Here is a 20,980-nt window from a genome sequence, read left to right as displayed (position 1 = left end):
TGATGGCTTGTGGGCTGGTCAGGTGACGCAAAGCGGCGCGGGGATCAAGGCGGCAAGGGCGAATCGGATCGATCAGCGCCGCATCCAGCGTGGAAAACCGTCAGTTCCCGACGTTCAGAGCGACCAGATCCTTGGCGGATTCGAACACCCGGTCGTTGGTGGCCTTGGACCGCACAGTGGCGATGACCAGGGGGCCGCCGACCGGACCGCGCGCCACGAACCCCACCTGACGCCAGGCGCCGGCTTCGACATTGTCGTCGGCGAGCAGGAAGGTCATGCGGGTGGCGTCGCCGGGCGCCTGGGTGCGGACCTGGGTGGTTTCGCCGTTGGACTGGACGCTGACGTTGCTGGTCTCCGTCCGCACGCCCTGGCCGTCCTTGGACTGGATGTTGATGCCGGCGATACGGACGGAGGCGTTGTCGCCCTGGGTCTCTATGTGGATGCCGGGCAGGCTGACGGTGGCGTCTTCGCCTTTGGTCCTGATGTTGACGCCCGGCGCCTCGACCGAGGTCTTGTCTTCGCCCGTCTGACGCTCGCGGGCGTCGATCCGCACCGCCGCCTGCGGCATTTCATCGGACAGGCGGCGTTCGTAGTCCCGCAGCACCTGATCGGCCGAACGACCGTCCAGCTTGACCAGATAGAGAACCACCTCGGACCCGCGCGGCCCGCCATAGGTGCAGGATCCGCCGCCGGGGCTGGCCGATCCCTTGCGGGTCAGGACGTTCAGGGCGTCCGGGCATTGCAGGCCATCCACCACCTTCAGTACGCCCAAGGGCGTGTCGTCCGGCGAGGTGGTCGTGGTGGTGGTGATGCGAACCGCGTTTTCGCCGTCGCACGCCGCCAGGCCGGCGCTCAGGCTTGCGGCCATCAGGCCGGCGGTCAGAAGACGATACGGGGCGGTAACGCTCATGTTTGCTATTGTGGGCGCTGGGCGGCTTCGATCCAGTGAAATCGCGGTAATGCCGATCAACCGCCCGGGCGGCCGCCGTCGCGCCGACCCAGGAAGGCCAGCCGTTCGAACAGGTGGATGTCCTGCTCGTTCTTCAACAGGGCGCCGTGCAGGGGCGGGATCAGCTTGTTCGGCGTCTTCTCCCTCAGGGTCTCGGCGTCGATATCCTCGACCAGCAGCAGCTTCAGCCAGTCCAGCAGTTCCGAGGTGGACGGCTTCTTCTTCAGACCCGGCGTGTCGCGGATCTCGTAGAAGGTCTTCAGGGCTTCAGCGACCAGGCGGGGCTTGATGCCGGGGAAGTGGACATCGACGATGGCCGACAGGGTCTCGGCGTCCGGGAAGCGGATGTAGTGGAAGAAGCAGCGGCGCAGGAAGGCGTCCGGCAACTCCTTCTCGTTGTTTGAGGTGATGATGACGATGGGGCGGATTTCGGCCCGGATCGTCTCGTCGATCTCCTGGACATAGAATTCCATCCGGTCGAGCTCCTGCAGGAGGTCGTTGGGGAATTCGATGTCGGCCTTGTCGATCTCGTCGATCAGCAGCACGGGGCGGGCCGGGGCGGTGAAGGCCTCCCACAGCTTGCCCTTCTTCAGGTAGTTGCGGACGTCGTGAACCCGCTCATCGCCCAGCTGGCTGTCGCGCAGGCGGCTGACGGCGTCGTATTCATACAGGCCGTTGTGCGCCTTGGTCGTCGATTTGACGTGCCAGGTGATCAGGGGCGCGTCGAAGGCCTTGGCGATCTCATAGGCCAGAACCGTCTTGCCCGTCCCGGGTTCGCCCTTGATCAGCAGAGGCCGTTCCAGCGCCACGGCGGCGTTGACCGCGACCTTGAGGTCAGCGGTGGCGATGTAGCGATCGGTGCCTTCGAACCGGCCCATGAAAAACCCGCTCCGTGAATGTCACGAAGCGGGTTAGCGGATCGGATCGGGTATGAACAGCGATCAGGTGATGTGTTTGGCTGACACCGGGTCGCTGGCGGGGAAGGTCTCTTCGACGCCTTCGTCCACCAGAGCCTCTTCGCGGCTTTCGGCCTCCTGCACCTTGTCCTTCAGCTGGTCCGTCTTGCCCTCCTCGGCGACGATTCGTTTCGCATAGGGAGTATCGGTGGATGCGTCGGCCTTGGCGTGGGGATCGTTCATGTCGTCTCCTTAAGGGATTGGCGGCTCAGGGGGCCGGATCAGGGGTTTGATCGGGCGCGTAGCCCAGTTGTTCAATGTCGTCGTCGTCGAGACGTTTGGATTCCCAGTGGGCGGCGCTGGCCTGGGCCCCGCGCTCGTTTTCCATCAGGCCGGAATAGACCAGCTCGACCTCATCGTCCGCGCGCAGATTGTTGCTGTCCGCGTCAGACTGGCTCAGGGTTTCGCCATCCATGCCCAGCAGGGCGTCGGCTTCGCGCGTGATCCCGTCGAGAGCGAGTTGATCGTCGATGTCGAGATCGTCCTCGTCGAACTCATCCTCGTCGGCGTCGCCGTCCGCCTGGGTGACGTCCAGCACCTGTTCGGCCTCGTCCAGCAGGATGTCGCCTTCTCCCTCGTCGTCGACATGGGTTTCGTCGAAGACTTCCGACTGCTCCTGGTCGTCCTGGTAATCGTTGTCCGGCATGTGCGCCTCCTCTGCGAAGAGGAAACGTCAGCCGTGGTTAGGTGTTCCAGCGTACGGGGGGACAAGAGATGGTTAACCCTCTCGCATTAAGGTTCGACTCATCAGGTGCGGTCCAAGATTGACCGGTTCCGACCTATTGGGGAGTTCGGTCGTCCATGGCGTTGAAGCTGTCGTTGAAACCCGGCGAGCGGTTCGTGTTGAACGGCGCGGTGGTCCAGAACGGCGACCGTCGCGGGGTGCTGATTCTTCAGAACCGCGCCAGCGTGCTGCGCGAGAAGGACATCATGCAGGCGGAGGAGGTCACCACCCCCGCCCGCCGGATCTATTTCCCGATCATGATGATGTATCTGGAAGAGGCCTCTGCAGCGAAATTCTACGACGAATTGGCGCTGCGGATCTCCGAGTTCATGGGCGCGACCAAGAACCCCGCCATTCTCGCCGAATGCGTCTCCGCCTCGCGTCACGTTCTGGCGCGCGAATACTACAAGGCCCTGATGGCGGCCCGTAAGATTGTCGAATACGAAGAAAAGGTTCTGAATGTCGCTTCAAGCTTACAAAGCGGCGACGTCGCGGGCTGAGACGCCGCGCGACCTGGAGTACCGGCTCTTCGGCCAGGTCACGCGCGCGCTGGTGCATGCCTCGACGGTCGATGAACGGGATCTGGCCACGCGTATCGACGCGCTGGACTGGAACCGGCGTCTGTGGTCGACCCTGGCTTCGGACTGCGGCGATCCCGCCAATGTGCTGCCGGCGTCCCTGCGCGCGCAGATCATCTCCCTGAGCCTGTTCGTCAATCGCCACTCCTCCGCTGTCATGCGCGGCGAAGAGACGTTCCAGGACCTGATCGAGATCAACCGCATGATGATGCAGGGATTGGCGCCGGGAGCGCAGCAGGCGGCCTGAACGCGCCCTTCTTCACGAAATCGCGAAGCCTGTTGCTGCAAGCTGTTGAACCGACCTACCTTTCAGATCTCTGTTGAACAGTCGAAAGGAGGTGATCCAGTGTCTCATTGTCATCAATCGCGTGCGGTGGCCGCGACCCTGGTCCTCGGAGAGGTCCGGGCCTGACCTTTTGGTTGGCGCTAACGCCCGTCGGGCTGTTTGGCGCTGTTCAGGCTGAGTGTTGCGGTCCGGCCGTTCGCGGTCAGACAATGAAGGGCCGTCGCGGCACCGCGGCGGCCCTTTTGTCTGACTTCAGTGAAAGATCTGGGCGAACCAGCCGGCCGCGTGGTGGGCGACTTCGAAGACCGTGCGCCAGATCAGGAACAGATACAGGGCGCAGCCGCCGGTCGCGAGCGCGCCCAGCAGGATGGCGATCCCGTCCCTCTGCATCATGCCCAGGGCGAAGAAGACCAGGGCGATGCCGGGCAGGGCGTCGCCGAACGGGATCGGCAGAGCCATGATCAGCGCCAGGATCACGCAGACCAGACCGGTGACCGTATCGGCCACCTCGCCGGTCAGGAACGGGATGCGCGGTCGGGTCAGGTTCTCGACGTAACGGACCGTCTTCATGATTCGCGACACCCCCGCGCGATAGGCCGCACGGCTGATGGAGGTGCGGAGCGCCCAGCGTGGGAGCCAGATCGAACTGCGCTGGAAGGCAAGCTCCAGCGACATCAGTATGATGGGAACCGCGAACACCGCCTTGCCGCCTGGCGGCCAAGGCAGCAGGGCCAGCATCGAGAGAATCAGGATCATCGCCCCGAAGCCGCGCTCGCCGAAGGCCGCGACCAACTCCTCGAGCTTCAGCTTGGGATCGTCGCCTTCGCCTAGCTCCTCGATCACGTCCGAGAAGAGCCGCAGGTCGTCGTTCGGAGGCGGTTGGGCGGGCATCAGGCGCGGCTCGGGAAAGGGGGTTCGCGCCATCTAGGCGCACAGAGGTTTCACCGCCACTTACCGAACGGCAACAAAGCCGAATAATCGCACCCGCGGCGCCTATTTCTTCGCCGCGTGCTCGGGCTTGCCCTTCCGTTTGGTGTGGGCGAACTCCTCGAGCTGTTTCTCGGTCATGGACTCCACCATCGATTTCGAAGCGCCCTTGAGTTCGGACTTGGGCGTGTCGCCGCGTTTGGCCGACAGGGCGGCGCCGGCGGCCTTTTGCTGAGCTGCGGATTTTGCGGGCATGGGATGTCTCCTTCCGCCCGGAAGAAGCCGTCAGCCGCCCAGCAGTTCCCGACCGATCAGGAAGCGACGGATTTCGTTGGTGCCGGCGCCGATGTCATACAGCTTGGCGTCGCGGACCAGGCGTTCGACCGGCCATTCCTTGGTGTAGCCCGCGCCGCCCAGGGCCTGGACAGCTTCAAGCGTGACCTTCACCGCATTTTCGGAAGCCAGCAGAATGGCGCCCGCCGCATCGTAGCGGGTGGTCAGGCCTGCGTCGCAGGCGCGGGCGACCGAATAGACATAGGCGCGGGCGCTGTTCAGGGCGACGTACATGTCCGCCACCTTGCCCTGCATCAGCTGGAATGATCCGATCGGTCGGCCGAACTGCTGGCGGTCGCGAACATAGGGCAGGACGACGTCCAGGGCGGCCTGCATGATGCCCAGCGGGCCGGCGGCGAGGACCGCGCGCTCATAGTCCAGGCCGCTCATCAGAACGCCGGCGCCGCCCCCCACCGGTCCCATGATGTTCTCCTCGGGCACCTCGCAGTCCTCGAACACCAGTTCCGCGGTGTCCGAGCCGCGCATGCCCATCTTGTCCAGCTTCTTGGAGACGCTGAAGCCCTTCATGCCCTTCTCGATCAGGAAGGCGGTGCAGCCCTTTGATCCGGCGTCGGGATCGCTCTTGGCGTAAACGACCAGGGTGTCGGCGTGGGGGGCGTTGGTGATCCAGAACTTGGTCCCGTTCAGGACATAGCGGTCGCCCTTTCGGTCGGCCCGCGTCCGCATCGACATCACGTCAGAGCCGGATCCGGCCTCGGACATGGCGAGCGCGCCGACATGTTCACCGCTGATGAGTTTGGGCAGATATTTCCGCTTCTGCTCGGGCGTGCCCCAGCGGCGGATCTGGTTGACGCACAGGTTGGAGTGGGCGCCGTAGCTCAGGCCGATGGAGGCCGAGGCGCGGGACACCTCTTCCATCGCCACGACATGTTCCAGATAGCCCAGGCCCAGGCCGCCGTAGTCTTCTTCGACCGTGATCCCGTGCAGGCCCAGTTCGCCCATCTCGGGCCAGAGCTCGCGCCTGAAGGTGTTTGTCGCGTCGATCTCAGCCGCCAGGGGGGCCAAGCGATCTGCCGCCCAGCGGGCGGTCGTCTCGCGAATCGCGTCGGCGTTTTCGCCGAGGCTGAATTCCATGGATTGCGGCGCGAAGGGAATGCTCATGCGCAAAGGGGTAGCATCGCGCATCCTCTTTCGCAAAACAGTCTTAGGCGCGGTCGGCGCGGCCCCAGCGTTTGTAAAGATTGTAGCCCGATACCCCGACGCAGGCGAGGGCGATGACGGCCAGCACCCAGCCGATCAGGAGCGTTTCGTCGCTCGAACGGGAGGATTGCCGGAAGGCGGCCATGGCGGCGCCGAACGACAGCATGCCGATGCCGCCCATCACCAGAAAGGTCGCCGTTTCGCTCCAACTGCCCTGCTGAGCGGTGGGCGCGACCGGAGCATAGTCGGCCTGGATCTCTTCCTCGATCGCGGAATTCTCTTCCGCCCCGAACAGAGGCGTCTGGTCAGGATCGACCGCCTCGCGGCTCTCGGGCCATGCCTGGCGGGCGTTCGACGATTCCTGTGGCGCGACAGGATCAGCCGTCAGTTCAAGCGGGATCGGATCCTGCGGCGGCGCGGCGGCGGCGAACACCGGGACTTCGACCGCCTGCTCGGCGATCATTTGCGGTTGTTCAAACGTCTCAGGCGCGTCTTCTGAAGTCGCAGGTTCTACAGCCGGCTCAGGCGTTGAAACCTCCTCGCCGGCGACCGCTGTTTCGCCTGGCGAGGGGTCGGGCAGGGCCGCGGGCGGGGTGAATGAAGTCTCGACCGCACGGTCTTCCGTCGCCTCGACCTCGACGTCTTGCGCAGCGAGGTCATTGGCGGCGGCGGTCGCCTCCGGCTTCGCGTTCACGCGTCCCGCTCCAAAGCCGAGCAGCGGGCCGTGGGCGCGCACGGCGTAGGGGGAGTAGAAGGCGGCGACGCCGGCCGTCTTGTCGATCTGAGGTGCGGGCGGCGAAGGGCGCGGCTCCGGTTCTTTCGCCGGTTCGGCTTCTTCGGCGACGTCTGTCTCGATCAGGACGTCCGGGGTCGATTCCTCTTCGACCGGCGCGACTTCAAGCGCCGGAGGCGTCTCGTCGGCAGCGACGGGAAGCAGACCGTCCTGGTCTTCGCCCAGCAGAACCGCGACGGCCGCCGCTCTCGTTAGGGGCGCCGAGGGCAAGGCCGGGAAGGGCGCGACATCCGTGTTTTCGAACGTGCCCCCCTCAACCGGCGTCTCCGGTTCGACGGTGCGTTCCACGAGGGTGGCGGCCACCGGCGGCAGGGGCGCGGCGAGAAGGTCGGCCAGTGAAACCGGCGCGTCGGGATTGGCGACGAACAGGGCGCGTTCGGCGGCGCGGCGTCGCGGCGGCGTGACGATCTCGGTGTCGTCCGACCAGCCGCCAAGGGCCTCGGCGGCTTCGTCAGGCGCGCCCGCGTTCAATCGGGCCAGGACGTCTGACGTCGTGAAACGATCAACCCCCACCGAGAAGGCGAAACTGGCGAGGGCGTCGAACTGATGCTGGTTCAGCGGCGCCTGGACGGAGCCGATGGCGCGAACCACCGGGATCAGGTCGTACTGCAACAGCAGTTCGGCGTCGCTCTCGGACACGCTCAGCCCTTCGCGGGCGGAACGGGTATGGCCATAGCCGATCGTCCAGCGGCCGTCGGCGCGCTGAACGGCTCGAGGGCGGAACCCCTCGAAGCTCTTGATCAGAATGACCCCTTCGCGAGAGATCTTGGTCGGTTTCGGCGTGTCAGACACAGGTGTTGCCCCAAAGCGAGACGGCGGCGCGGCCCAGGGCCACGTCTCAGCAAACATGGGGCCAGGCTTCTACAGCAAAACCATGGTGGCCAGACCGAGGAAAATCAGGAAACCGAAGAAGTCGGTCGTGGCCGTGACGAACACCGCCGACGAGACGGCCGGGTCGAACTTCAGCTTTGACAGGGTCAAAGGCGTGAGCACGCCGATACAGGCGGCCACCAGCAGGTTCAGGATCATGGCCGCCCCGATGACCAGACCGATCCGCCAGTCCTCGTCGCGGAACCAGAACCCCGCCGCGACCCCGATCAGGGGGGCCAGAACCAGTCCGTTGGCGACGCCGACCGCCAGCTCGCGCAGGAAGGTGCGCATGGCGTTGGCCGAGTTCAGTTCGCGGGTCGCCAGGGCGCGGACGGTGACGGTCAGGGCCTGGGTCCCGGCGTTGCCGCCGATGGCCGAGACGATGGGCATCAGCACGGCCAGGGCGACGATCTGCTGGATGGTGCCTTCGAACAGACCGATGACGCTGGCGCCCAGCGCGGCCGTCGCCAGGTTGATCGCCAGCCAGGGCACGCGACCGCGCACGATCTCGGACACCGACGAGCCGCGATCCTCGTCGGCGACACCGGCCAGACGCAGGATGTCCTCGCGGTTTTCTTCCTGAATGATGTTGACGATGTCATCGACGGTGATCTGGCCCACCAGCCGACCGGCCGCATCCACGACCGGGGCCGAGATCAGGTGATATTTCTCGAAGATATAGGCGACCTCTTCCTGGTCCTGATCGACGGCGATCTCGTTGATCGGCTCCATCAGGTCGGCCAGGGCCGCGCTGCGCGGCGCGCGCAACAGGCCGCTGATCGGCACCCCCCCGACGGGGCGGTTGAGCGGATCGACCACATAGATGTCGAAGAACAGCTCCGGCAGGTCGTCGCCCTGTTTGCGGATGTGGTCGATGGTGTCGCCCACGCTCCAGAACTGGGGTGCGGCCATCACCTCGCGCTGCATCAGGCGGCCGGCGGACTCCTCATCATAGCCCAGGCTGCTCTCGATCGCGGCGCGATCGACGTCGGGCATGGCCGCCAGAACGCGTTCGCGCTGGTCGTCCTCAAGGTCCTCGACCACGGCGGCGGCGTCGTCGGAATCCAGTTCCTGCAGGGCCTCGGCCAGGGTGCCGTGCGGCACCCGTTCCAGCACCTCTTCCCGAATCCCGTCGTCCAGTTCGGGCAGGGTCTCGGCCAGCAGCTCCGGCGGCAGCCACAGCACCACGACGGCGCGGTGTTCCGAGGTCAGGAAGCCCATCAGGTCGGCGACGTCGGCGGGGTGCAGATCCTCAAGCAGCGAGCGCAGCCGCATGCCGTCGCCGTCGTCGGCGGCGTCCACGACTTTCTCGACGAATTGAGGGGTGAGGACATAGTCCTCGTCCAGGGCGGCGTGGTCTTCGTTATCAGGCGCTTCGGCTGGAGCGAAGGCGGAGTCCGTGGTGCTCACGTGGTCGCCTCCCTTGGTAGAATGTCCAGCCGTAGTTAGCCGATGAATCGCCCTGTTTAGCCAGATGGTGCGGTCGAGAAGACTCGAACTTCCACGGGTTGCCCCACAGCGACCTCAACGCTGCGCGTCTACCAATTCCGCCACGACCGCTCGCATCGGAGCGGCGGCGAATAGACGAAGCCGCCGGAAAAGGAAAGGCTCTCTTTTCAGCCCTGTCGCGCTTTGTGCGTTTCAGCTTGTGGATACGTCAGGCCGAACCGGCCATGAAGTCGTAGAGGTCGGCCGATCGGGTCACGGTGATTGCGATCCGGTCGTCGCGAATCTCGATCTCGCCGCGCGCGACCGGGTGATTGTTCGCCAGGATCCAGACCTCGTCGCCTTCGGAGGCGTCCAGCGGAATCACCGCGCCCCGACCCATGCGCAGCAATTGCGACATCGGCAGCACCATACGGCCCAGCACCACTGAGATTTCGACGTCGACGGCGTTGATCTGGGACACGGGCGCTCTCGTTCACTATGAGGTCGTCCCTTGCGGAAACGCCTCAAGCTGCACATTGAAGCCTTATGCTTGCCGAGCCGTTAAGTCCTGAACTTCAGAAGCTGCGTCGCGACGACGACCGCCCCGTCGAATGGGCGGTGGCGACCCGCCCTGTCGATTACGCCGCCGCCGAAGCCTTCATGGAGGCGCGTGTCGCCGCCATAGCGGCGGGCGAGGCGGGCGAGATGGTCTGGCTGCTGGAACATCCGCCCCTCTATACCGCCGGGGTGTCGGCGCGGGACGAGGACCTGCTCGACGCCGGCCGCTTCCCGGTTCACCGGACGGGGCGGGGCGGGCAGTTCACCTATCATGGGCCGGGCCAGCGGGTGGCCTATGTCATGCTGGACCTGAACCGGCGCGGGCGGGACGTGCGCGCCTTCGTCAGGGGGCTTGAGCAATGGCTGATCGGCGGCCTGGCCCAGTTCGGCGTGACGGCCGACGTGCGCGAAGGTCGGGTCGGGGTCTGGGTCGAGCGCAAGGGCGCGGGCTGGAGCCGTGAGGACAAGATCGCCGCCATCGGCGTCAAGGTGCGCAAATGGGTCAGCTTCCACGGCGTCAGCCTGAACGTGGAGCCGGATCTGGATCATTTCGGCGGCATCGTGCCCTGCGGCATCCAGGAGCACGGGGTCACCAGCCTGGTCGATCTGGGCGTTCTGGCCACCATGGACGAGGCGGACGCGGCGCTGAAGACCAGTTTTCATCATCTTTTCGGCGCGACCGTCGAAACGGCTTCCCCCCTTTGACCTGCGCCGCTTCGCCGCAATCGGTATGACATTTGGGCGAAAGGACGGCGGCGGGGGTTGGCAAGCGTGGGAGGCATAAGGTTTAACGACGGCGCCAGCTTATCGCCCAAGCCCAGGAGCCTCCATGAACCGCCTGATCGCCGCCGCCTCGGCCGCCGTCGTGTCCCTGACACTGGCCGCCGGCGCCGCCTCCGCCCAGGATTTCCGCGCCCTTGCGCAGCAGGACCTGCAGACGGTCCATGACGTCCTGGCCGCCAACCACCCCGCCGCCGTCGTGCCCGGCGCGCCGGGCGAGGCCTTCCGGGCCTGGATCGACACCGGCCTGGCCGACGCCCAGAGCAAGGCGGGCCGCGTCAACAGCGGCGACAGCCACGCCTATCTGCTGCGCTATTACGCCAACGGTTTCCGCGATTCGAACATCGCGACCCGCCCCACCTACGAAGGTCTGGGTCCCTATTTCGCCATCGGTTGGCCGGGTCTGACGACGGCGTGGCGCAACGGCGAATATGTGGTCTCCTATGTGAAGCCCGGCGTACGCAGCCTTCCGCCGGTCGGCTCGACCCTGGTGAAATGCGGCGACAAGACTGCGGCGCAACTGGCCGACGAACGTCTGGACCGTTGGGAAGGCGATCTGACGACCGAGGCCGGCCGCGTCCGCACGGCGCCCTATCTGCTGTGGAACCGCAACAATCCGCTGACCAGCGGCGTGCCGTCGCTCTGCACCTTCAAGGTCGGCCGTCGGGAGCGTGAGTTCCAGATGCAGCCCCAACCCGTCGAGGCCGGAGCGCTGGAAACCGCCTATCGCGCCACCGTCTATATGCCCCCGGCCAATCCCCTGGCGATCGAGACGGTCAACGGCCGTCCCTGGGTCCATGTCCATAGTCTGGCCGACGAAGCGGGCTGGGACGCCTTCTACGCCGCCGTCGAAGGCCAGTTGGCCGCCCTCCGCGGGCCACAGGGCTTTGTCATCGACCTGCGCGGCGCCAATGGCGCGTCGCTGAACGCGACGGGCCGGGGCTATGGCCTGGCCAACCGGATCTGGACGCCCGAGTTCACCGTCAGCCGCCAGCCCGAGGCCGGCTCCATCACCTATCGCGCCACCCCGACCAACCGTCAGTGGTTCGTCGACACCCTGAACCGCATGCAGGCCGATCCGCGCTTCGTGCAGGAATCGGGCGCAGTCATCGAACAGACCCAGGCCATCGTCGCCGCCTTCGACTCGGCCCTGGCCGCCGGTCAGGCGACCTTCACCCTGCCGGGCCGCCCGTCGGTTCCGGACGCCGGCACGGCCAATCCGGTCGCCGGTCCGGTGATCGTTCTGGTGGACGGCGGCTGCACCAGCGGCTGCCTGGACACGCTGGACCTGCTGACCCGTCTGCCGAACGTGCGCCTGGCCGGATCGGTGACGGCCGAGGACTCGATCTTCATCGAGCCCACCGTCCTGCGCCTGCCGTCCAACTATGCGGACCTCAGCTATGGTCACAAGGCCTGGATGACCCGCCAGCGCGGCAATGACATGCCCTTCACCCCGGCCCAGGGCCTGGCCTACACCGGCGATCCGACCGACGAGGCCGCTGTCCGCGCCTGGGTGGGAACTCTGTTCCAGTAAAATCGTCCGGATCGAACGGACTGCGGGGGCGGGCAGGGGTGGAACCTCGGCCCGCCCCTTCTTATTTGGGAGGCATGACCGATCTCGCCCCCCCGTCCGACCGCCTGCGATCGCCCTCCGGCTATGACCTGACCCCGCCGGACGACACCGAACGCGCCCGGCTGGAAGCCGACCTGAACCCCGAGGAGAAGCGCGTCCTGCTGTCGCACGGCACCGAGGCGCCCTTCTGCGGCACCCTACTGGGCGAGAAGCGGGCCGGGGTCTTCTGCTGCCGCGAATGCGGCCTGCCCCTGTTCCGCAGCCGCACCAAGTTCGAGAGCGGCACCGGCTGGCCCAGCTTCACCGAGCCGGTCGATCCGGCCCATGTCCATGAAATCCGCGACACCAGCTACGGCATGGTCCGCATCGAGACCCAGTGCGCCCGCTGCGGCAGCCACCAGGGCCACGTCTTCCCCGACGGCCCGCCGCCGACCGGAAACCGCTACTGCATCAACTCGGTGGCCCTGAGCTTCGTGGCCGAGGGGGAACCCTTGCCGGATCCGTTGCATCGCGGCGACGGGGACGCCTGACCTTGGCCGCATTCGCTGTGCTAGGATGATTTCGAACGGAGGCGGCGCATGCTGATCGCAGGACTCTTGGCGGGTATGGCTCTGACGATGCCGGGCGCGATGTCGGGCGGCGATCCCGACGGCGTGGTCACGACCGCGCCCTTGAACGCTCCGACCCTGGCCCAGGCCATGGCCGCCGCGCCCGAGGCCGCCGTCGCCGCCCCCACGGCCCAGGACGCCGCGCCCCACGGCCTGACCACTGAACAGCAGATCCAGCACTGGATCGACAGCCGCACCCCCGGCGCCAGCTTCGACGAAGCCCCCGCGCCCGGCCCTCAGGACGACCGCCAGATGCACGGCATGGTCGAGGCGGGCATCGGCACAGGCGGTTACCGCAGCTATGGCGCGGCGGTGTCCCTGCCGGTCGGCGAAAACGGCCGTCTGGACCTGGCCTATCGCGAGGGCCGCAACCAGCCCTGGGGTTACGGCTACGGCGGCGGATACGGCCTGCGCGGGCCGGGCTTCTATTCTCCCTACGGCGGCTGGTCCGGCCGCGGCTACGGCGCCGATTCGACCAGCAAGTCGCTGTCGATGGGGTTCAGCTGGAGCAAGGACAAGGACGCCGATGAGCGCGATTCGTGGCGGCGGGGGTTGTCGGCTCACGATTGAGACGGCTATCGCATCTTCCAGTTTTAGGCTGCGCCGAGGTCGCAGTTCGACCCGTTGCGGACATAGCGGGAGTCCGCTTCTCTACACCTGGGCAGAGAACAGGCATTCTTCGTTCCGCGATATTACCGAGGTTTAACTGGCCAGCAGCCGATCAGAGCGGCAAAAACCTCGCAGAGAGCGAGGGGCAAAGATGAACAGACGTCGCGTGTTGCTTGCCGCGCTGGGCACGGCAGCAGCCAGCTTGCCCGCAGGGCGCCTCCTGGCCGCAACCGATCGTGACATAACCTTTACCCAGGACTTCGATGAGTTCTGGACCACTCTGCGTGATCGTTATTGCTTCTTTAGCGAGAAGCAGACGGACTGGGAGCAGGTTCGGCGTGTCTACCGACCGCTGGCGCTTGAGGCAGCCAGCCGTGATGATTTCGCCGCGATTGTCGCGGAGGCGGCTTTTGAACTTTACGATCCGCATACGGGCGTCTCCGACATGCCGCCTGGGACCCCGCGTGGCGCGATTTCGGACGTCTTGGTCGCCTACGCCGCTGGTGAGGCCCGGGTCGTGGCGCTGCAGGACGGCGGCGCGGCCGCATCGCAAGGCCTGATGCGGAACGATATCATTGAGGCTGTGAACGGTGTTTCCATCGCCGACGCCGTCCAGTCCCGAATGCCCAGGTGTCTGACGAACGCGGACGATCATGCCGTCGCATTCGCTGCAGGTCGCGCGGTCGCCGGGACACGGGGTGAACCCCGGCGCTATCGCGTCAAGCGAACGGGTGGAAAGCGGATTGATCTCGTGATCCCGACTACACCCCGATCGTCTTCATCCGATGTCGAATGGCGCAGGCTGGAGGATGGCATCGGCTTGATCACCATTCGGTCTTTCGCCAACGACGCCGTGGTTGAGGCATTCAACGCGGCGCTTGTCGAGTTGCGCAATTGCCCCGCCCTGATTCTGGATGTCCGGGGGAACGGCGGTGGCGACACAGCTGTCGCTCGTCCAATCATGGGACGCTTCATCCGGAAGGCGGCGCCCTACGCCATGATGCGGCGCCGCGCAGGCGAAGGCCTTAGCGAACCTTGGGTCGAGACAGTCGGCCCCGAAGGCCCATTCACATTCGACGGGCCCGTGGCCGTAGTGGTGGACCGCTGGAGCGGCAGCATGGCGGAAGGTTTCCCCATGGGCATGAAGAGTCTAGGGCGCGGGGTCATCGTCGGTAGTCCCATGATGGGGCTCGGCGCCGCCGTATTTCCGCTGCGCCTGGATAGGACAGGGATCGACGCCCAGTATTCGGCCGAGCCCGTGTACGACGCACAAGGCAATCCTCGCTGGCGTCTACGCCCGGACATCGAGGCACTGGATGGACAGGACCCGCTTATCCTCGCCCAACAATTCTTGTGTGGCAGTAGGTAGCGGCCCTGAGCCCCCTCCGCACCGAAACGAGTATCGGTTCACCACTCCAAGCCGAAGTTCTCGACGGGCATTCCTATCTTTAGACAGGCATACCCGCCGGATCGTCCATCTTACGAACGAACGCCCATCCCACGGTCGTCGCGGCGAAGAAGGCCAGGGCTATGCCCAGGAAGGTCCAGCCCGACATGACGACCGCCCAGCCGCAGAAGCCCAGGCCGCCCAGGGCGGCCAGGCGCGCGGGCCAGCGGTCGCTGAACCGGAACAGGGCGGCGCAACAGAGGCCGTAGGCGATCAGGAACAGCACGGTGGTCGCGCCGATCAGCAGGCTGAACTGGCCGGCCAGGCGCGGCTGGGCGCTGATCAGGACCATCAGGGTCATTAGGCCGCCGTGGATCAGCGGATTGGCGGGCGGGGTCAGGGCCCCCCGGCCGAAGACGCGGGGCAGGAAGCCCTGGCGGGCCCCGGCGCGGGCGGTCTCGCCGGTCAGCATCATCCAGCCGCCCAGGGTGCCCAGGGTCTTGGCGATGGCGCAGACGGCGACGAAGCCCGCCGCACCGCCGCCGATCACCCGTGCGGCGACATCGGCGAAGGGGCTGCTGGATTTCGCCAGTTCGGCCGCAGGAATCACCCCGAAGATCGCCGCGCTGACCGCGATATAGATGACCGCCGCCAGGCCGACCCCGGCGAAGGTGGCGCGGCCGACGTCGCGCTCGGGGTTCTTCAGGCGCTGGGCCACGACCCCGGCGCTCTCGAAGCCGAGGAAGGCCCAGAAGATCAACGCCATCGAGGCGGGCACGCTGGCCGCCAGCCCCGCGCCGTCCGGCGACCAGGAGGCGGCGAAAATCTGGGGATCGAAGGCCATGGCGCCGGCGACGGCGGCTATGGCCAGGGGAATCAGGCCGATTCCCAGCGACAGACCGCCGAAACGCGCCACGGCGCGCGGTCCGGCCATATAGAGGAAGGTGGTCAGCCACAGCAGGGCGATATTGCAGATCGCGCTGGGCCAGCGTTCCGCCAGCACCGGGAAGAAATGCGCCAGATAGCCGGTGGCGGCCACGGCGATGGCGACATTGCCCAGCCAGTTGCCGACCCAGTAGCCGATCGAGGCCTGATAGCCGAAGAACCGACCCAGTCCCTGTTCGGCATAGCCCGACAGGCCGTCGGCGGCGGGCAGCCTGCGCCCCAGGCCCGCGAAGACCCCGGCCAGCAGCAGGGCGCCGATTGCGGCCACGACCCAGCCGACCATGCTGGAACTGCCGACCGAGGCCAGGGAGGCGGGCAGCAGATAGACCCCCGAGCCGATCATGTTTCCGGTGACGAGCAGGGCGGCCAGCGCCCAGCCCAGCTTGCGCGGTTCCGTCTTCCGCGTGTCGATCATGCCGGTCTTCTCCTGATCGCGCATAACAAAAAGGCCCGGCTTGCGCCGGGCCTTTTCAGTCTCAGATGGTGCCGCCGGGGGGAATCGAACCCACGACCTCAGCCTTACCAAGGATGCGCTCTACCACTGAGCTACGGCGGCCCCGACTGAGGAAGCGGCCGTATAGCCAAACCCTTCCGGGGAGGGAAGCGGCTTTTTGACGATCTGAAAGAAAGTTTGGACACGGCTCCTGATCGCGGCATGATCCGGACATGACTCGTCCCCCGCCTGACGCCGACACGCCGCCCGCCGCCGCAGCGGCCTCGCCCCCCGAGATTTCGGCGCCGTCGGAGGTCGAACGGGCCAAGGCGGACCGGGCCATCCGCCTGGCTTCTGCCCTGCGCGCCAACCTGCGACGTCGCAAGGCGCCGGCCCGCACGCCCGCCCCGCCGAAAGACAGCAACTGAAAGTCATCGGCCCGCGCCCGTTCCGCCCTTTGGCAAGCGCGCGCCGGCTTGCTAGAGAACCCTCCCCCCGAGGCGTTTACTTCGGGCGCGCTTAAGGACGTCATGGACAGCATCGCCATTCAGGGCGGCGCCCAGCTTTTCGGGGATATTCCCGTCAGCGGCGCCAAGAATTCCGCCATCAAGCTGATGGCCGCCTCGATCCTGACGGATCAGCCCTTGCTGCTGACCAATATGCCGCGTCTGGCGGACACCCGCTTCCTGGGCCAGCTGTTGCGCCAGTTCGGCATTGAAGTGACCGAGCGTGACGGCGCGGACGGGCAGGAGAGTCTGTTCCACGCCAAGGCCCTGACTTCGACCTTCGCCCCCTATGATCTGGTGCGGCAGATGCGGGCCTCGTTCAACGTGCTGGGCCCGCTGCTGGCCCGCACGGGCGAGGCCAAGGTGTCGCTGCCCGGCGGCTGCACCATCGGCGCCCGTCCGGTGGATCTGCACCTCCAGGCCCTGACCGCGCTCGGCGCCGAGATCGAGCTGGATGAAGGCTATGTCACCGCCAAGGCTCCGTCCGGTCTGAAGGGCGCGGAGATCGAGTTTCCCTTCGTCTCGGTCGGCGCCACCGAACACGCCCTGCTGGCCGCCGTGCTGGCCCAGGGCACGACCGTGCTGCGCCGCGCCGCGCGCGAGCCGGAGATCGGCGACCTGGCCCGCTGCCTGACGGCGATGGGGGCGAAGATCGAGGGGATCGACACCGACGTCCTGACCATCACCGGCGTCTCGTCGCTGAACGGGACGACCTGGTCGGTGATTCCCGACCGAATCGAAATGGGCTCCTACGCCGTCGCCGCCGCCATGGCGGGGGGCGAGGTGCGTCTGACCAAGGCGCGGGCCGAGCTGATCGGGGCCCTGACCGACAAGATGATCGAGGCGGGCGTCGACGTGTCGCCCACCGCCGACGGCGTGTTGATCAAGCGCGATCCGAAGGTGCGGTTGCAGGCGGTCGATATCGAGACCGCCATCTATCCCGGCTTCGCCACCGACCTGCAGGCCCAGTTCATGGCCCTCATGACCACGGCCGACGGCGTCAGCACCGTGCGCGAGACCATTTTCGAGAACCGGTTCATGCATGTGCCGGAACTGGCCCGGCTGGGAGCCGAGATCTCGGTTCACGCCGGCGAGGCCCAGGTCAAAGGGGTCGAGGGGCTGCACGGCGCCCAGGTGATGGCCACCGACCTGCGGGCCTCCATGTGCCTGGTCATCGCCGGCCTGGTCGCCGAGGGCGAGACGACGGTCGGCCGGGTTTATCATCTGGATCGCGGGTTCGAGCGTTTGGAGGAGAAGCTGGGCGCGTGCGGGGCGGATATCCGACGGATTAAAGGAACAGGTGATGAGCACTGAGATCGACGGCGTCGTCACGGAAGCCAAGGCGCCGGTCGAACCGCTGCGCCTGCTGGCCGAGGACGCCGACGATCTGCAGATCATCTCCGCCGCGCTTCAGGACGCCATCCTGCGGCCGGTCGACATCGTCTGGGAAAAGGGCGCCCGCACCCTGACCATCGCCTTCAGCCGCTTCTGCTGGGAGTGCGGCGGGACGCGGGTGATGTGCGCCATGCAGTTCGGGGACGTGCTGGCGGTCAAGAGCCGGCGCCTGTCGCGCAGCCCCGACGCCTCGCTGGAACTGCTGGCCCTGGATTTCATGCCGACCGAGGCGCCGGGCGGACGGGTGATCCTGATGTTCGCCGGCGGCGGCGATCTGAGGATCGACGTCGAATGCCTGGACGCCGTGGTGACCGACATCTCCGAGCGCTGGCCGGCGCGGATCGCCCCGACGCATCTGGATGCGGTCCCTCTGAGCGCGCCTGAAAACGATGAAGGGAGCGCGGCATGAGCGGCGTCCACAAGCTGGTCTCGGTTGAGCTGGACACGGTCACGCTTCCCGCCGCCACCGCCGAGATCGAGCATGAACGCCGCGTCGCCATCTTCGACCTGGTCGAGAAGAACAGTTTCGAACCCGTCGGCGCGCCTGACGATGCAGAGGGGGGCGGACGATATCGGCTGAAACTGTCGCTGCAGGACAACCGGTTGGTGTTCGACATCGACGGCGGAGGTTTCACCCGCACCTACGCCATCAGCCTGACGCCCCTGAAGGGGGTGCTGAGGGACTATCTCATGATCTGCGACAGCTATTACGAGGCCCTGCGCGGCTCGTCGGCCAGCCAGATCGAATCGGTCGACATGGGCCGGCGCGGTCTGCACAACGAGGGGGCCGAACAGCTGAAGACGCGGCTGGATGGCAAGATCATCGTCGATCACGAGACGGCGCGACGGCTGTTTACGCTCTTGTGCGCCCTCTACCGTCGCGGCTGACCTCGACTATCTCTGCATTTTCGGGCATTAGGCCCCTCCATTCCGCCCCTCGCGCCCGCCCGGCGTGGGGTCGAACGCATATTCAACGGGCGTGAGAGGCCGCATGGCTAAGGAAGAACTGCTCGAGTTTCCCGGCACCGTCAGCGAATTGCTGCCGAACGCCACCTTTCGCGTGACGCTCGAGAACGACCACGAGATCATCGCCCACACGGCGGGCAAGATGCGCAAGAACCGCATCCGCGTGCTGGCCGGCGACAAGGTTCTGGTGGAAATGACCCCCTACGACCTGACCAAGGGTCGCATCACCTATCGCTTCAAGTAAGGGACGGCTCGTATGAGCCGGCCTGAGCTGGTGCTGGCCTCGGCCAGCCCGCGCCGCATCGAACTGCTGGCGCAGGTCGGGATCACGCCCGACCATATCGATCCCGCCGACATCGACGAGACGCCGCTGAAGGGCGAGACGCCGCCGCGCCTCGCCGAACGTCTGGCCACGTCCAAGGCCCAGGTGGTCGCGGCGCGACGGCCCGACGCGGTGGTCATCGCCGCCGACACGGTGGTCGCCGTGGGACGACGTTTCCTGGAGAAGGCGGCGGACGAGGCTGAGGCGACGCGGTTCCTGAAGCTGCTGTCCGGCCGCAATCACCGGGTCTTCACCGGCGTGGCCGTCGTGCGCGACGGCAAGCTGTCGTCGCGGGTCAATGAGACCCGCGTCAGCTTCAAGCCCCTGTCGGACCACGAGATCGCCGCCTATGTCGCCACCGGCGACTGGCGCGGCAAGGCCGGGGGCTATGGCATCCAGGGCCCGGCCGGGGCCTTTGTTCAGCGAATCGTCGGCAGCCATCCCGCCGTCATGGGCCTGCCTCTCTATGAGGCGGTGCAGTTGCTGCATGGCGTCGGCTGGCGGGCATGAGCGGCGAGATCGAGGTCTTCCTCGATGAAGCGCCGGGCGAGACCCGCGGCGCCGTCCTGCGTGACGGCCGCTATACTCATCTGCTGATCCATCGTGACGGCGATCTGCCCCAGCATCGCCTGGGCGCACGGTCCGTCGGCCGGGTGACCGAGATCAATCCCGGCCTGCGCGGCGCCTTCGTCGATCTGGGCGCCGGCGCGCCGGCCTTTCTGCCCTTCCATCGCAATGAACGTCTGACCCAGGGCGAACGGCTGGAGGCGACGGTCGTCGCCGAGCCGCGCGCCGGCAAGGGCGCGGTCCTGCGCCGCCTTGGGCCGGGTGAGGGGGCGCCCCGCCTGCTGGAGGCCGCGCCCAGCATCGCCGCCCAGCTGCGGGACCTCGCCGGGGGCGGGGGCTTGACCACGGGCCTCGCCGCCATCGACGCGGTGACGGAGGCGGAGGAAGAGGCTCTGGCGTCCCGCCATGTCTTCAACTCCCACGGCGTCGACCTCGCCATCGAACGCACCCGCGCCCTGATCGCCGTCGACATTGATCATACGGCCGGGACGGGGCGTGATCCGAAACAGGCGCGGGCGGCGGCGAATCGCCTGGGGCTGAACCAGGCCGCGCGGCTGATCAGCCTGCGGAACTGGGGCGGGCTGATCGTCGTCGACCTGGTCGGCGATGCGGAGGACGCGGCCGCCGGGGACAAGGCGGCCCGCGCGGCCTTCTCCCATGAACACCAGGCCGTGTTCGGTCCGATCAGCCGGTTCGGACTGTTGCAGATGTCGCTGCCCTGGCGGCGGACCCCTATAGAAGAGATCCTGTTCGAGGCCGGCCGCCGGCCGTCGGTCCAGACCGAAGTCCTGGCCCTGGCCCGGGCGCTGCGCCGACGACTGTTGTCCGACACCCGGTCTGCGCGCGTCGTCGCGCGCTGTGCGCCGGACGAGGCCGCGCTTCTTGGCCCCCTGGCCGCCCGGATGGGGCCGCGCGCCTCGGTGCGGGCCGACGCCGATGTGCGGCGCGGGTGTGGACGTATCGAAGGACCTGATCGATGAGCACCTGCCCGATCTGCCGCAAGGCCGACGCCGATCCCAAGTACAAGCCGTTCTGCTCGCGCCGCTGCTCGGAAGTGGATCTGCAGCGCTGGTTCACGGGCGGCTACGCCATCCCGGCCGCCCTGGACGAGGGCGCCGAAGATGATGGCGAAAAGGACTGAAACGACGCTGGACAGGCGGAAACGGCTCGCCTATAGACCCGCCTCTCGCGACGCCGCGTCGGCGCCTGGATAGCTCAGCTGGTAGAGCAGCGGATTGAAAATCCGCGTGTCGGTGGTTCGAACCCGCCTCCAGGCACCATCTTTCGTCGGCGGGCCGACCTTCCCTGAAATGACCAAGCCTAAGC

At 66.8% G+C, this 20,980-nt stretch carries 26 protein-coding genes and 3 tRNA genes; 16 read left to right on the top strand and 13 right to left on the bottom strand.

What is annotated here, in order from left to right:
• Nucleotides 1–100: 100 nt before the first annotated feature.
• From AC07NC_RS06760 to AC07NC_RS06745, 4 genes are all read right to left on the bottom strand, one after another.
• Nucleotides 101–910 (bottom strand): hypothetical protein, encoded by an 810-nt coding sequence (locus AC07NC_RS06760; protein ID WP_008264116.1) that lies wholly within the window; start codon nucleotides 908–910, stop codon nucleotides 101–103.
• 56 nt (nucleotides 911–966) lie between these two features.
• Nucleotides 967–1,827, bottom strand: a complete 861-nt coding sequence (locus AC07NC_RS06755; RefSeq protein WP_008261076.1) for an AAA family ATPase — start codon at nucleotides 1,825–1,827, stop codon at nucleotides 967–969.
• A gap of 63 nt (nucleotides 1,828–1,890) precedes the next feature.
• Nucleotides 1,891–2,088, bottom strand: coding sequence for a hypothetical protein (locus AC07NC_RS06750; RefSeq protein WP_008264396.1), 198 nt, complete (start codon nucleotides 2,086–2,088; stop codon nucleotides 1,891–1,893).
• A gap of 25 nt (nucleotides 2,089–2,113) precedes the next feature.
• Nucleotides 2,114–2,551 (bottom strand): hypothetical protein, encoded by a 438-nt coding sequence (locus AC07NC_RS06745; protein WP_494569016.1) that lies wholly within the window; start codon nucleotides 2,549–2,551, stop codon nucleotides 2,114–2,116.
• A 155-nt stretch (nucleotides 2,552–2,706) separates the two neighbouring features.
• On the opposite strand from AC07NC_RS06745, the gene flbT reads away from it, so the two are divergent.
• Together flbT and flaF are read left to right on the top strand one after the other, a co-directional pair.
• Nucleotides 2,707–3,129, top strand: coding sequence for a flagellar biosynthesis repressor FlbT (flbT, locus tag AC07NC_RS06740; RefSeq protein ID WP_035305521.1), 423 nt, complete (start codon nucleotides 2,707–2,709; stop codon nucleotides 3,127–3,129).
• Nucleotides 3,089–3,454, top strand: a complete 366-nt coding sequence (gene flaF / locus AC07NC_RS06735) for a flagellar biosynthesis regulator FlaF (protein WP_154725614.1) — start codon at nucleotides 3,089–3,091, stop codon at nucleotides 3,452–3,454. The genes flbT and flaF overlap by 41 nt, the downstream gene beginning before the upstream one ends.
• 291 nt (nucleotides 3,455–3,745) lie before the next feature.
• On the opposite strand, the gene AC07NC_RS06730 is transcribed toward flaF, so the two are convergent.
• The 7 genes from AC07NC_RS06730 to AC07NC_RS06700 all read right to left on the bottom strand — a co-directional run bounded on the left by AC07NC_RS06730 (nucleotide 3,746) and on the right by AC07NC_RS06700 (nucleotide 9,486).
• Nucleotides 3,746–4,384, bottom strand: coding sequence for an exopolysaccharide biosynthesis protein (locus AC07NC_RS06730; RefSeq protein WP_494569015.1), 639 nt, complete (start codon nucleotides 4,382–4,384; stop codon nucleotides 3,746–3,748).
• 102 nt (nucleotides 4,385–4,486) lie between these two features.
• Complete coding sequence (locus tag AC07NC_RS06725) at nucleotides 4,487–4,675, bottom strand: DUF3008 family protein (protein ID WP_494569014.1); 189 nt, start codon at nucleotides 4,673–4,675, stop codon at nucleotides 4,487–4,489.
• Nucleotides 4,676–4,705: 30 nt separating this feature from the next.
• Complete coding sequence (locus AC07NC_RS06720) at nucleotides 4,706–5,875, bottom strand: isovaleryl-CoA dehydrogenase (protein WP_035305527.1); 1,170 nt, start codon at nucleotides 5,873–5,875, stop codon at nucleotides 4,706–4,708.
• A gap of 43 nt (nucleotides 5,876–5,918) precedes the next feature.
• Nucleotides 5,919–7,499 (bottom strand): lysozyme, encoded by a 1,581-nt coding sequence (locus tag AC07NC_RS06715; RefSeq protein ID WP_494569013.1) that lies wholly within the window; start codon nucleotides 7,497–7,499, stop codon nucleotides 5,919–5,921.
• Nucleotides 7,500–7,568: 69 nt separating this feature from the next.
• Complete coding sequence (gene mgtE, locus AC07NC_RS06710; RefSeq protein ID WP_292148044.1) at nucleotides 7,569–8,987, bottom strand: magnesium transporter; 1,419 nt, start codon at nucleotides 8,985–8,987, stop codon at nucleotides 7,569–7,571.
• 65 nt (nucleotides 8,988–9,052) lie between these two features.
• Nucleotides 9,053–9,137 (bottom strand) — tRNA-Leu (locus AC07NC_RS06705).
• Between the two features lie 97 nt (nucleotides 9,138–9,234).
• On the bottom strand, nucleotides 9,235–9,486 hold the full coding sequence (locus AC07NC_RS06700; protein WP_008260376.1) for a FliM/FliN family flagellar motor switch protein: 252 nt from the start codon (nucleotides 9,484–9,486) through the stop codon (nucleotides 9,235–9,237).
• Nucleotides 9,487–9,551: 65 nt separating this feature from the next.
• Between AC07NC_RS06700 and lipB the strand changes: the two genes are divergently transcribed.
• From lipB to AC07NC_RS06675, 5 genes are all read left to right on the top strand, one after another.
• Nucleotides 9,552–10,268, top strand: a complete 717-nt coding sequence (gene lipB / locus AC07NC_RS06695) for a lipoyl(octanoyl) transferase LipB (RefSeq protein WP_008260521.1) — start codon at nucleotides 9,552–9,554, stop codon at nucleotides 10,266–10,268.
• Between the two features lie 124 nt (nucleotides 10,269–10,392).
• A complete protein-coding gene (locus AC07NC_RS06690; protein WP_494569012.1) occupies nucleotides 10,393–11,877 on the top strand; it encodes a hypothetical protein in 1,485 nt (494 codons plus the stop codon).
• A gap of 74 nt (nucleotides 11,878–11,951) precedes the next feature.
• Complete coding sequence (gene msrB / locus AC07NC_RS06685) at nucleotides 11,952–12,446, top strand: peptide-methionine (R)-S-oxide reductase MsrB (RefSeq protein WP_035309738.1); 495 nt, start codon at nucleotides 11,952–11,954, stop codon at nucleotides 12,444–12,446.
• Nucleotides 12,447–12,494: 48 nt separating this feature from the next.
• Nucleotides 12,495–13,094: a hypothetical protein gene (locus AC07NC_RS06680; protein WP_494569011.1), complete on the top strand. Its 600-nt coding sequence runs from the start codon at nucleotides 12,495–12,497 to the stop codon at nucleotides 13,092–13,094.
• 190 nt (nucleotides 13,095–13,284) lie between these two features.
• Nucleotides 13,285–14,502, top strand: coding sequence for a S41 family peptidase (locus AC07NC_RS06675; protein WP_494569010.1), 1,218 nt, complete (start codon nucleotides 13,285–13,287; stop codon nucleotides 14,500–14,502).
• Nucleotides 14,503–14,581: 79 nt separating this feature from the next.
• Here AC07NC_RS06675 and AC07NC_RS06670 read toward each other — a convergent pair whose 3' ends face one another.
• Nucleotides 14,582–15,880: an amino acid permease gene (locus AC07NC_RS06670; RefSeq protein ID WP_494569009.1), complete on the bottom strand. Its 1,299-nt coding sequence runs from the start codon at nucleotides 15,878–15,880 to the stop codon at nucleotides 14,582–14,584.
• Between the two features lie 66 nt (nucleotides 15,881–15,946).
• Nucleotides 15,947–16,021, bottom strand: a tRNA-Thr gene (locus AC07NC_RS06665).
• A gap of 110 nt (nucleotides 16,022–16,131) precedes the next feature.
• Between AC07NC_RS06665 and AC07NC_RS06660 the strand changes: the two genes are divergently transcribed.
• From AC07NC_RS06660 to AC07NC_RS06620, 9 genes are all read left to right on the top strand, one after another.
• Nucleotides 16,132–16,326, top strand: coding sequence for a hypothetical protein (locus tag AC07NC_RS06660; RefSeq protein WP_008264028.1), 195 nt, complete (start codon nucleotides 16,132–16,134; stop codon nucleotides 16,324–16,326).
• 102 nt (nucleotides 16,327–16,428) lie between these two features.
• Nucleotides 16,429–17,718: a UDP-N-acetylglucosamine 1-carboxyvinyltransferase gene (murA, locus tag AC07NC_RS06655; protein ID WP_154725605.1), complete on the top strand. Its 1,290-nt coding sequence runs from the start codon at nucleotides 16,429–16,431 to the stop codon at nucleotides 17,716–17,718.
• Nucleotides 17,708–18,208: a DUF2948 family protein gene (locus AC07NC_RS06650; protein WP_494569008.1), complete on the top strand. Its 501-nt coding sequence runs from the start codon at nucleotides 17,708–17,710 to the stop codon at nucleotides 18,206–18,208. Before murA ends, AC07NC_RS06650 begins: the two co-directional genes overlap by 11 nt.
• Nucleotides 18,205–18,687 (top strand): UPF0262 family protein, encoded by a 483-nt coding sequence (locus AC07NC_RS06645; protein ID WP_008260730.1) that lies wholly within the window; start codon nucleotides 18,205–18,207, stop codon nucleotides 18,685–18,687. The genes AC07NC_RS06650 and AC07NC_RS06645 overlap by 4 nt, the downstream gene beginning before the upstream one ends.
• Before the next feature lie 103 nt (nucleotides 18,688–18,790).
• Nucleotides 18,791–19,009 (top strand): translation initiation factor IF-1, encoded by a 219-nt coding sequence (infA, locus tag AC07NC_RS06640; protein ID WP_008261544.1) that lies wholly within the window; start codon nucleotides 18,791–18,793, stop codon nucleotides 19,007–19,009.
• 12 nt (nucleotides 19,010–19,021) lie between these two features.
• The gene (locus AC07NC_RS06635; RefSeq protein ID WP_008264047.1) at nucleotides 19,022–19,597 is read left to right on the top strand and encodes a Maf family protein; all 576 of its coding nucleotides are present in this window, start codon (nucleotides 19,022–19,024) and stop codon (nucleotides 19,595–19,597) included.
• The gene (locus AC07NC_RS06630; RefSeq protein ID WP_494569007.1) at nucleotides 19,594–20,634 is read left to right on the top strand and encodes a ribonuclease E/G; all 1,041 of its coding nucleotides are present in this window, start codon (nucleotides 19,594–19,596) and stop codon (nucleotides 20,632–20,634) included. Before AC07NC_RS06635 ends, AC07NC_RS06630 begins: the two co-directional genes overlap by 4 nt.
• Nucleotides 20,631–20,795: a DNA gyrase inhibitor YacG gene (locus AC07NC_RS06625; RefSeq protein ID WP_008259215.1), complete on the top strand. Its 165-nt coding sequence runs from the start codon at nucleotides 20,631–20,633 to the stop codon at nucleotides 20,793–20,795. The genes AC07NC_RS06630 and AC07NC_RS06625 overlap by 4 nt, the downstream gene beginning before the upstream one ends.
• 63 nt (nucleotides 20,796–20,858) lie before the next feature.
• Nucleotides 20,859–20,934 (top strand) — tRNA-Phe (locus AC07NC_RS06620).
• The last annotated feature ends 46 nt before the right edge of the window (nucleotides 20,935–20,980 follow it).

Source organism: Brevundimonas sp. GW821-FHT10A07 (genome assembly GCF_059415785.1).
Note: the sequence above shows the minus strand (reverse complement) of the source record. Positions and strands in the feature narration are given on the sequence as shown.

Bases quoted from the DNA above. Each gene is read 5' to 3' on its own strand.
- AC07NC_RS06660 (WP_008264028.1), top strand. From the start codon at position 16,132: ATGACTCGTCCCCCGCCTGACGCCGACACGCCGCCCGCCGCCGCAGCG.
- AC07NC_RS06635 (WP_008264047.1), top strand. From the start codon at position 19,022: ATGAGCCGGCCTGAGCTGGTGCTGGCCTCGGCCAGCCCGCGCCGCATC.
- AC07NC_RS06730 (WP_494569015.1), bottom strand. From the start codon at position 4,384: ATGCCCGCCCAACCGCCTCCGAACGACGACCTGCGGCTCTTCTCGGAC.
- AC07NC_RS06690 (WP_494569012.1), top strand. From the start codon at position 10,393: ATGAACCGCCTGATCGCCGCCGCCTCGGCCGCCGTCGTGTCCCTGACA.
- AC07NC_RS06645 (WP_008260730.1), top strand. From the start codon at position 18,205: ATGAGCGGCGTCCACAAGCTGGTCTCGGTTGAGCTGGACACGGTCACG.
- AC07NC_RS06625 (WP_008259215.1), top strand. From the start codon at position 20,631: ATGAGCACCTGCCCGATCTGCCGCAAGGCCGACGCCGATCCCAAGTAC.
- lipB (WP_008260521.1), top strand. From the start codon at position 9,552: ATGCTTGCCGAGCCGTTAAGTCCTGAACTTCAGAAGCTGCGTCGCGAC.
- AC07NC_RS06725 (WP_494569014.1), bottom strand. From the start codon at position 4,675: ATGCCCGCAAAATCCGCAGCTCAGCAAAAGGCCGCCGGCGCCGCCCTG.
- AC07NC_RS06650 (WP_494569008.1), top strand. From the start codon at position 17,708: ATGAGCACTGAGATCGACGGCGTCGTCACGGAAGCCAAGGCGCCGGTC.
- AC07NC_RS06745 (WP_494569016.1), bottom strand. From the start codon at position 2,551: ATGCCGGACAACGATTACCAGGACGACCAGGAGCAGTCGGAAGTCTTC.
- AC07NC_RS06750 (WP_008264396.1), bottom strand. From the start codon at position 2,088: ATGAACGATCCCCACGCCAAGGCCGACGCATCCACCGATACTCCCTAT.
- AC07NC_RS06670 (WP_494569009.1), bottom strand. From the start codon at position 15,880: ATGATCGACACGCGGAAGACGGAACCGCGCAAGCTGGGCTGGGCGCTG.
- murA (WP_154725605.1), top strand. From the start codon at position 16,429: ATGGACAGCATCGCCATTCAGGGCGGCGCCCAGCTTTTCGGGGATATT.
- AC07NC_RS06755 (WP_008261076.1), bottom strand. From the start codon at position 1,827: ATGGGCCGGTTCGAAGGCACCGATCGCTACATCGCCACCGCTGACCTC.
- flaF (WP_154725614.1), top strand. From the start codon at position 3,089: ATGTCGCTTCAAGCTTACAAAGCGGCGACGTCGCGGGCTGAGACGCCG.
- AC07NC_RS06680 (WP_494569011.1), top strand. From the start codon at position 12,495: ATGCTGATCGCAGGACTCTTGGCGGGTATGGCTCTGACGATGCCGGGC.
- AC07NC_RS06760 (WP_008264116.1), bottom strand. From the start codon at position 910: ATGAGCGTTACCGCCCCGTATCGTCTTCTGACCGCCGGCCTGATGGCC.
- msrB (WP_035309738.1), top strand. From the start codon at position 11,952: ATGACCGATCTCGCCCCCCCGTCCGACCGCCTGCGATCGCCCTCCGGC.
- flbT (WP_035305521.1), top strand. From the start codon at position 2,707: ATGGCGTTGAAGCTGTCGTTGAAACCCGGCGAGCGGTTCGTGTTGAAC.
- AC07NC_RS06720 (WP_035305527.1), bottom strand. From the start codon at position 5,875: ATGAGCATTCCCTTCGCGCCGCAATCCATGGAATTCAGCCTCGGCGAA.
- AC07NC_RS06630 (WP_494569007.1), top strand. From the start codon at position 19,594: ATGAGCGGCGAGATCGAGGTCTTCCTCGATGAAGCGCCGGGCGAGACC.
- AC07NC_RS06675 (WP_494569010.1), top strand. From the start codon at position 13,285: ATGAACAGACGTCGCGTGTTGCTTGCCGCGCTGGGCACGGCAGCAGCC.
- infA (WP_008261544.1), top strand. From the start codon at position 18,791: ATGGCTAAGGAAGAACTGCTCGAGTTTCCCGGCACCGTCAGCGAATTG.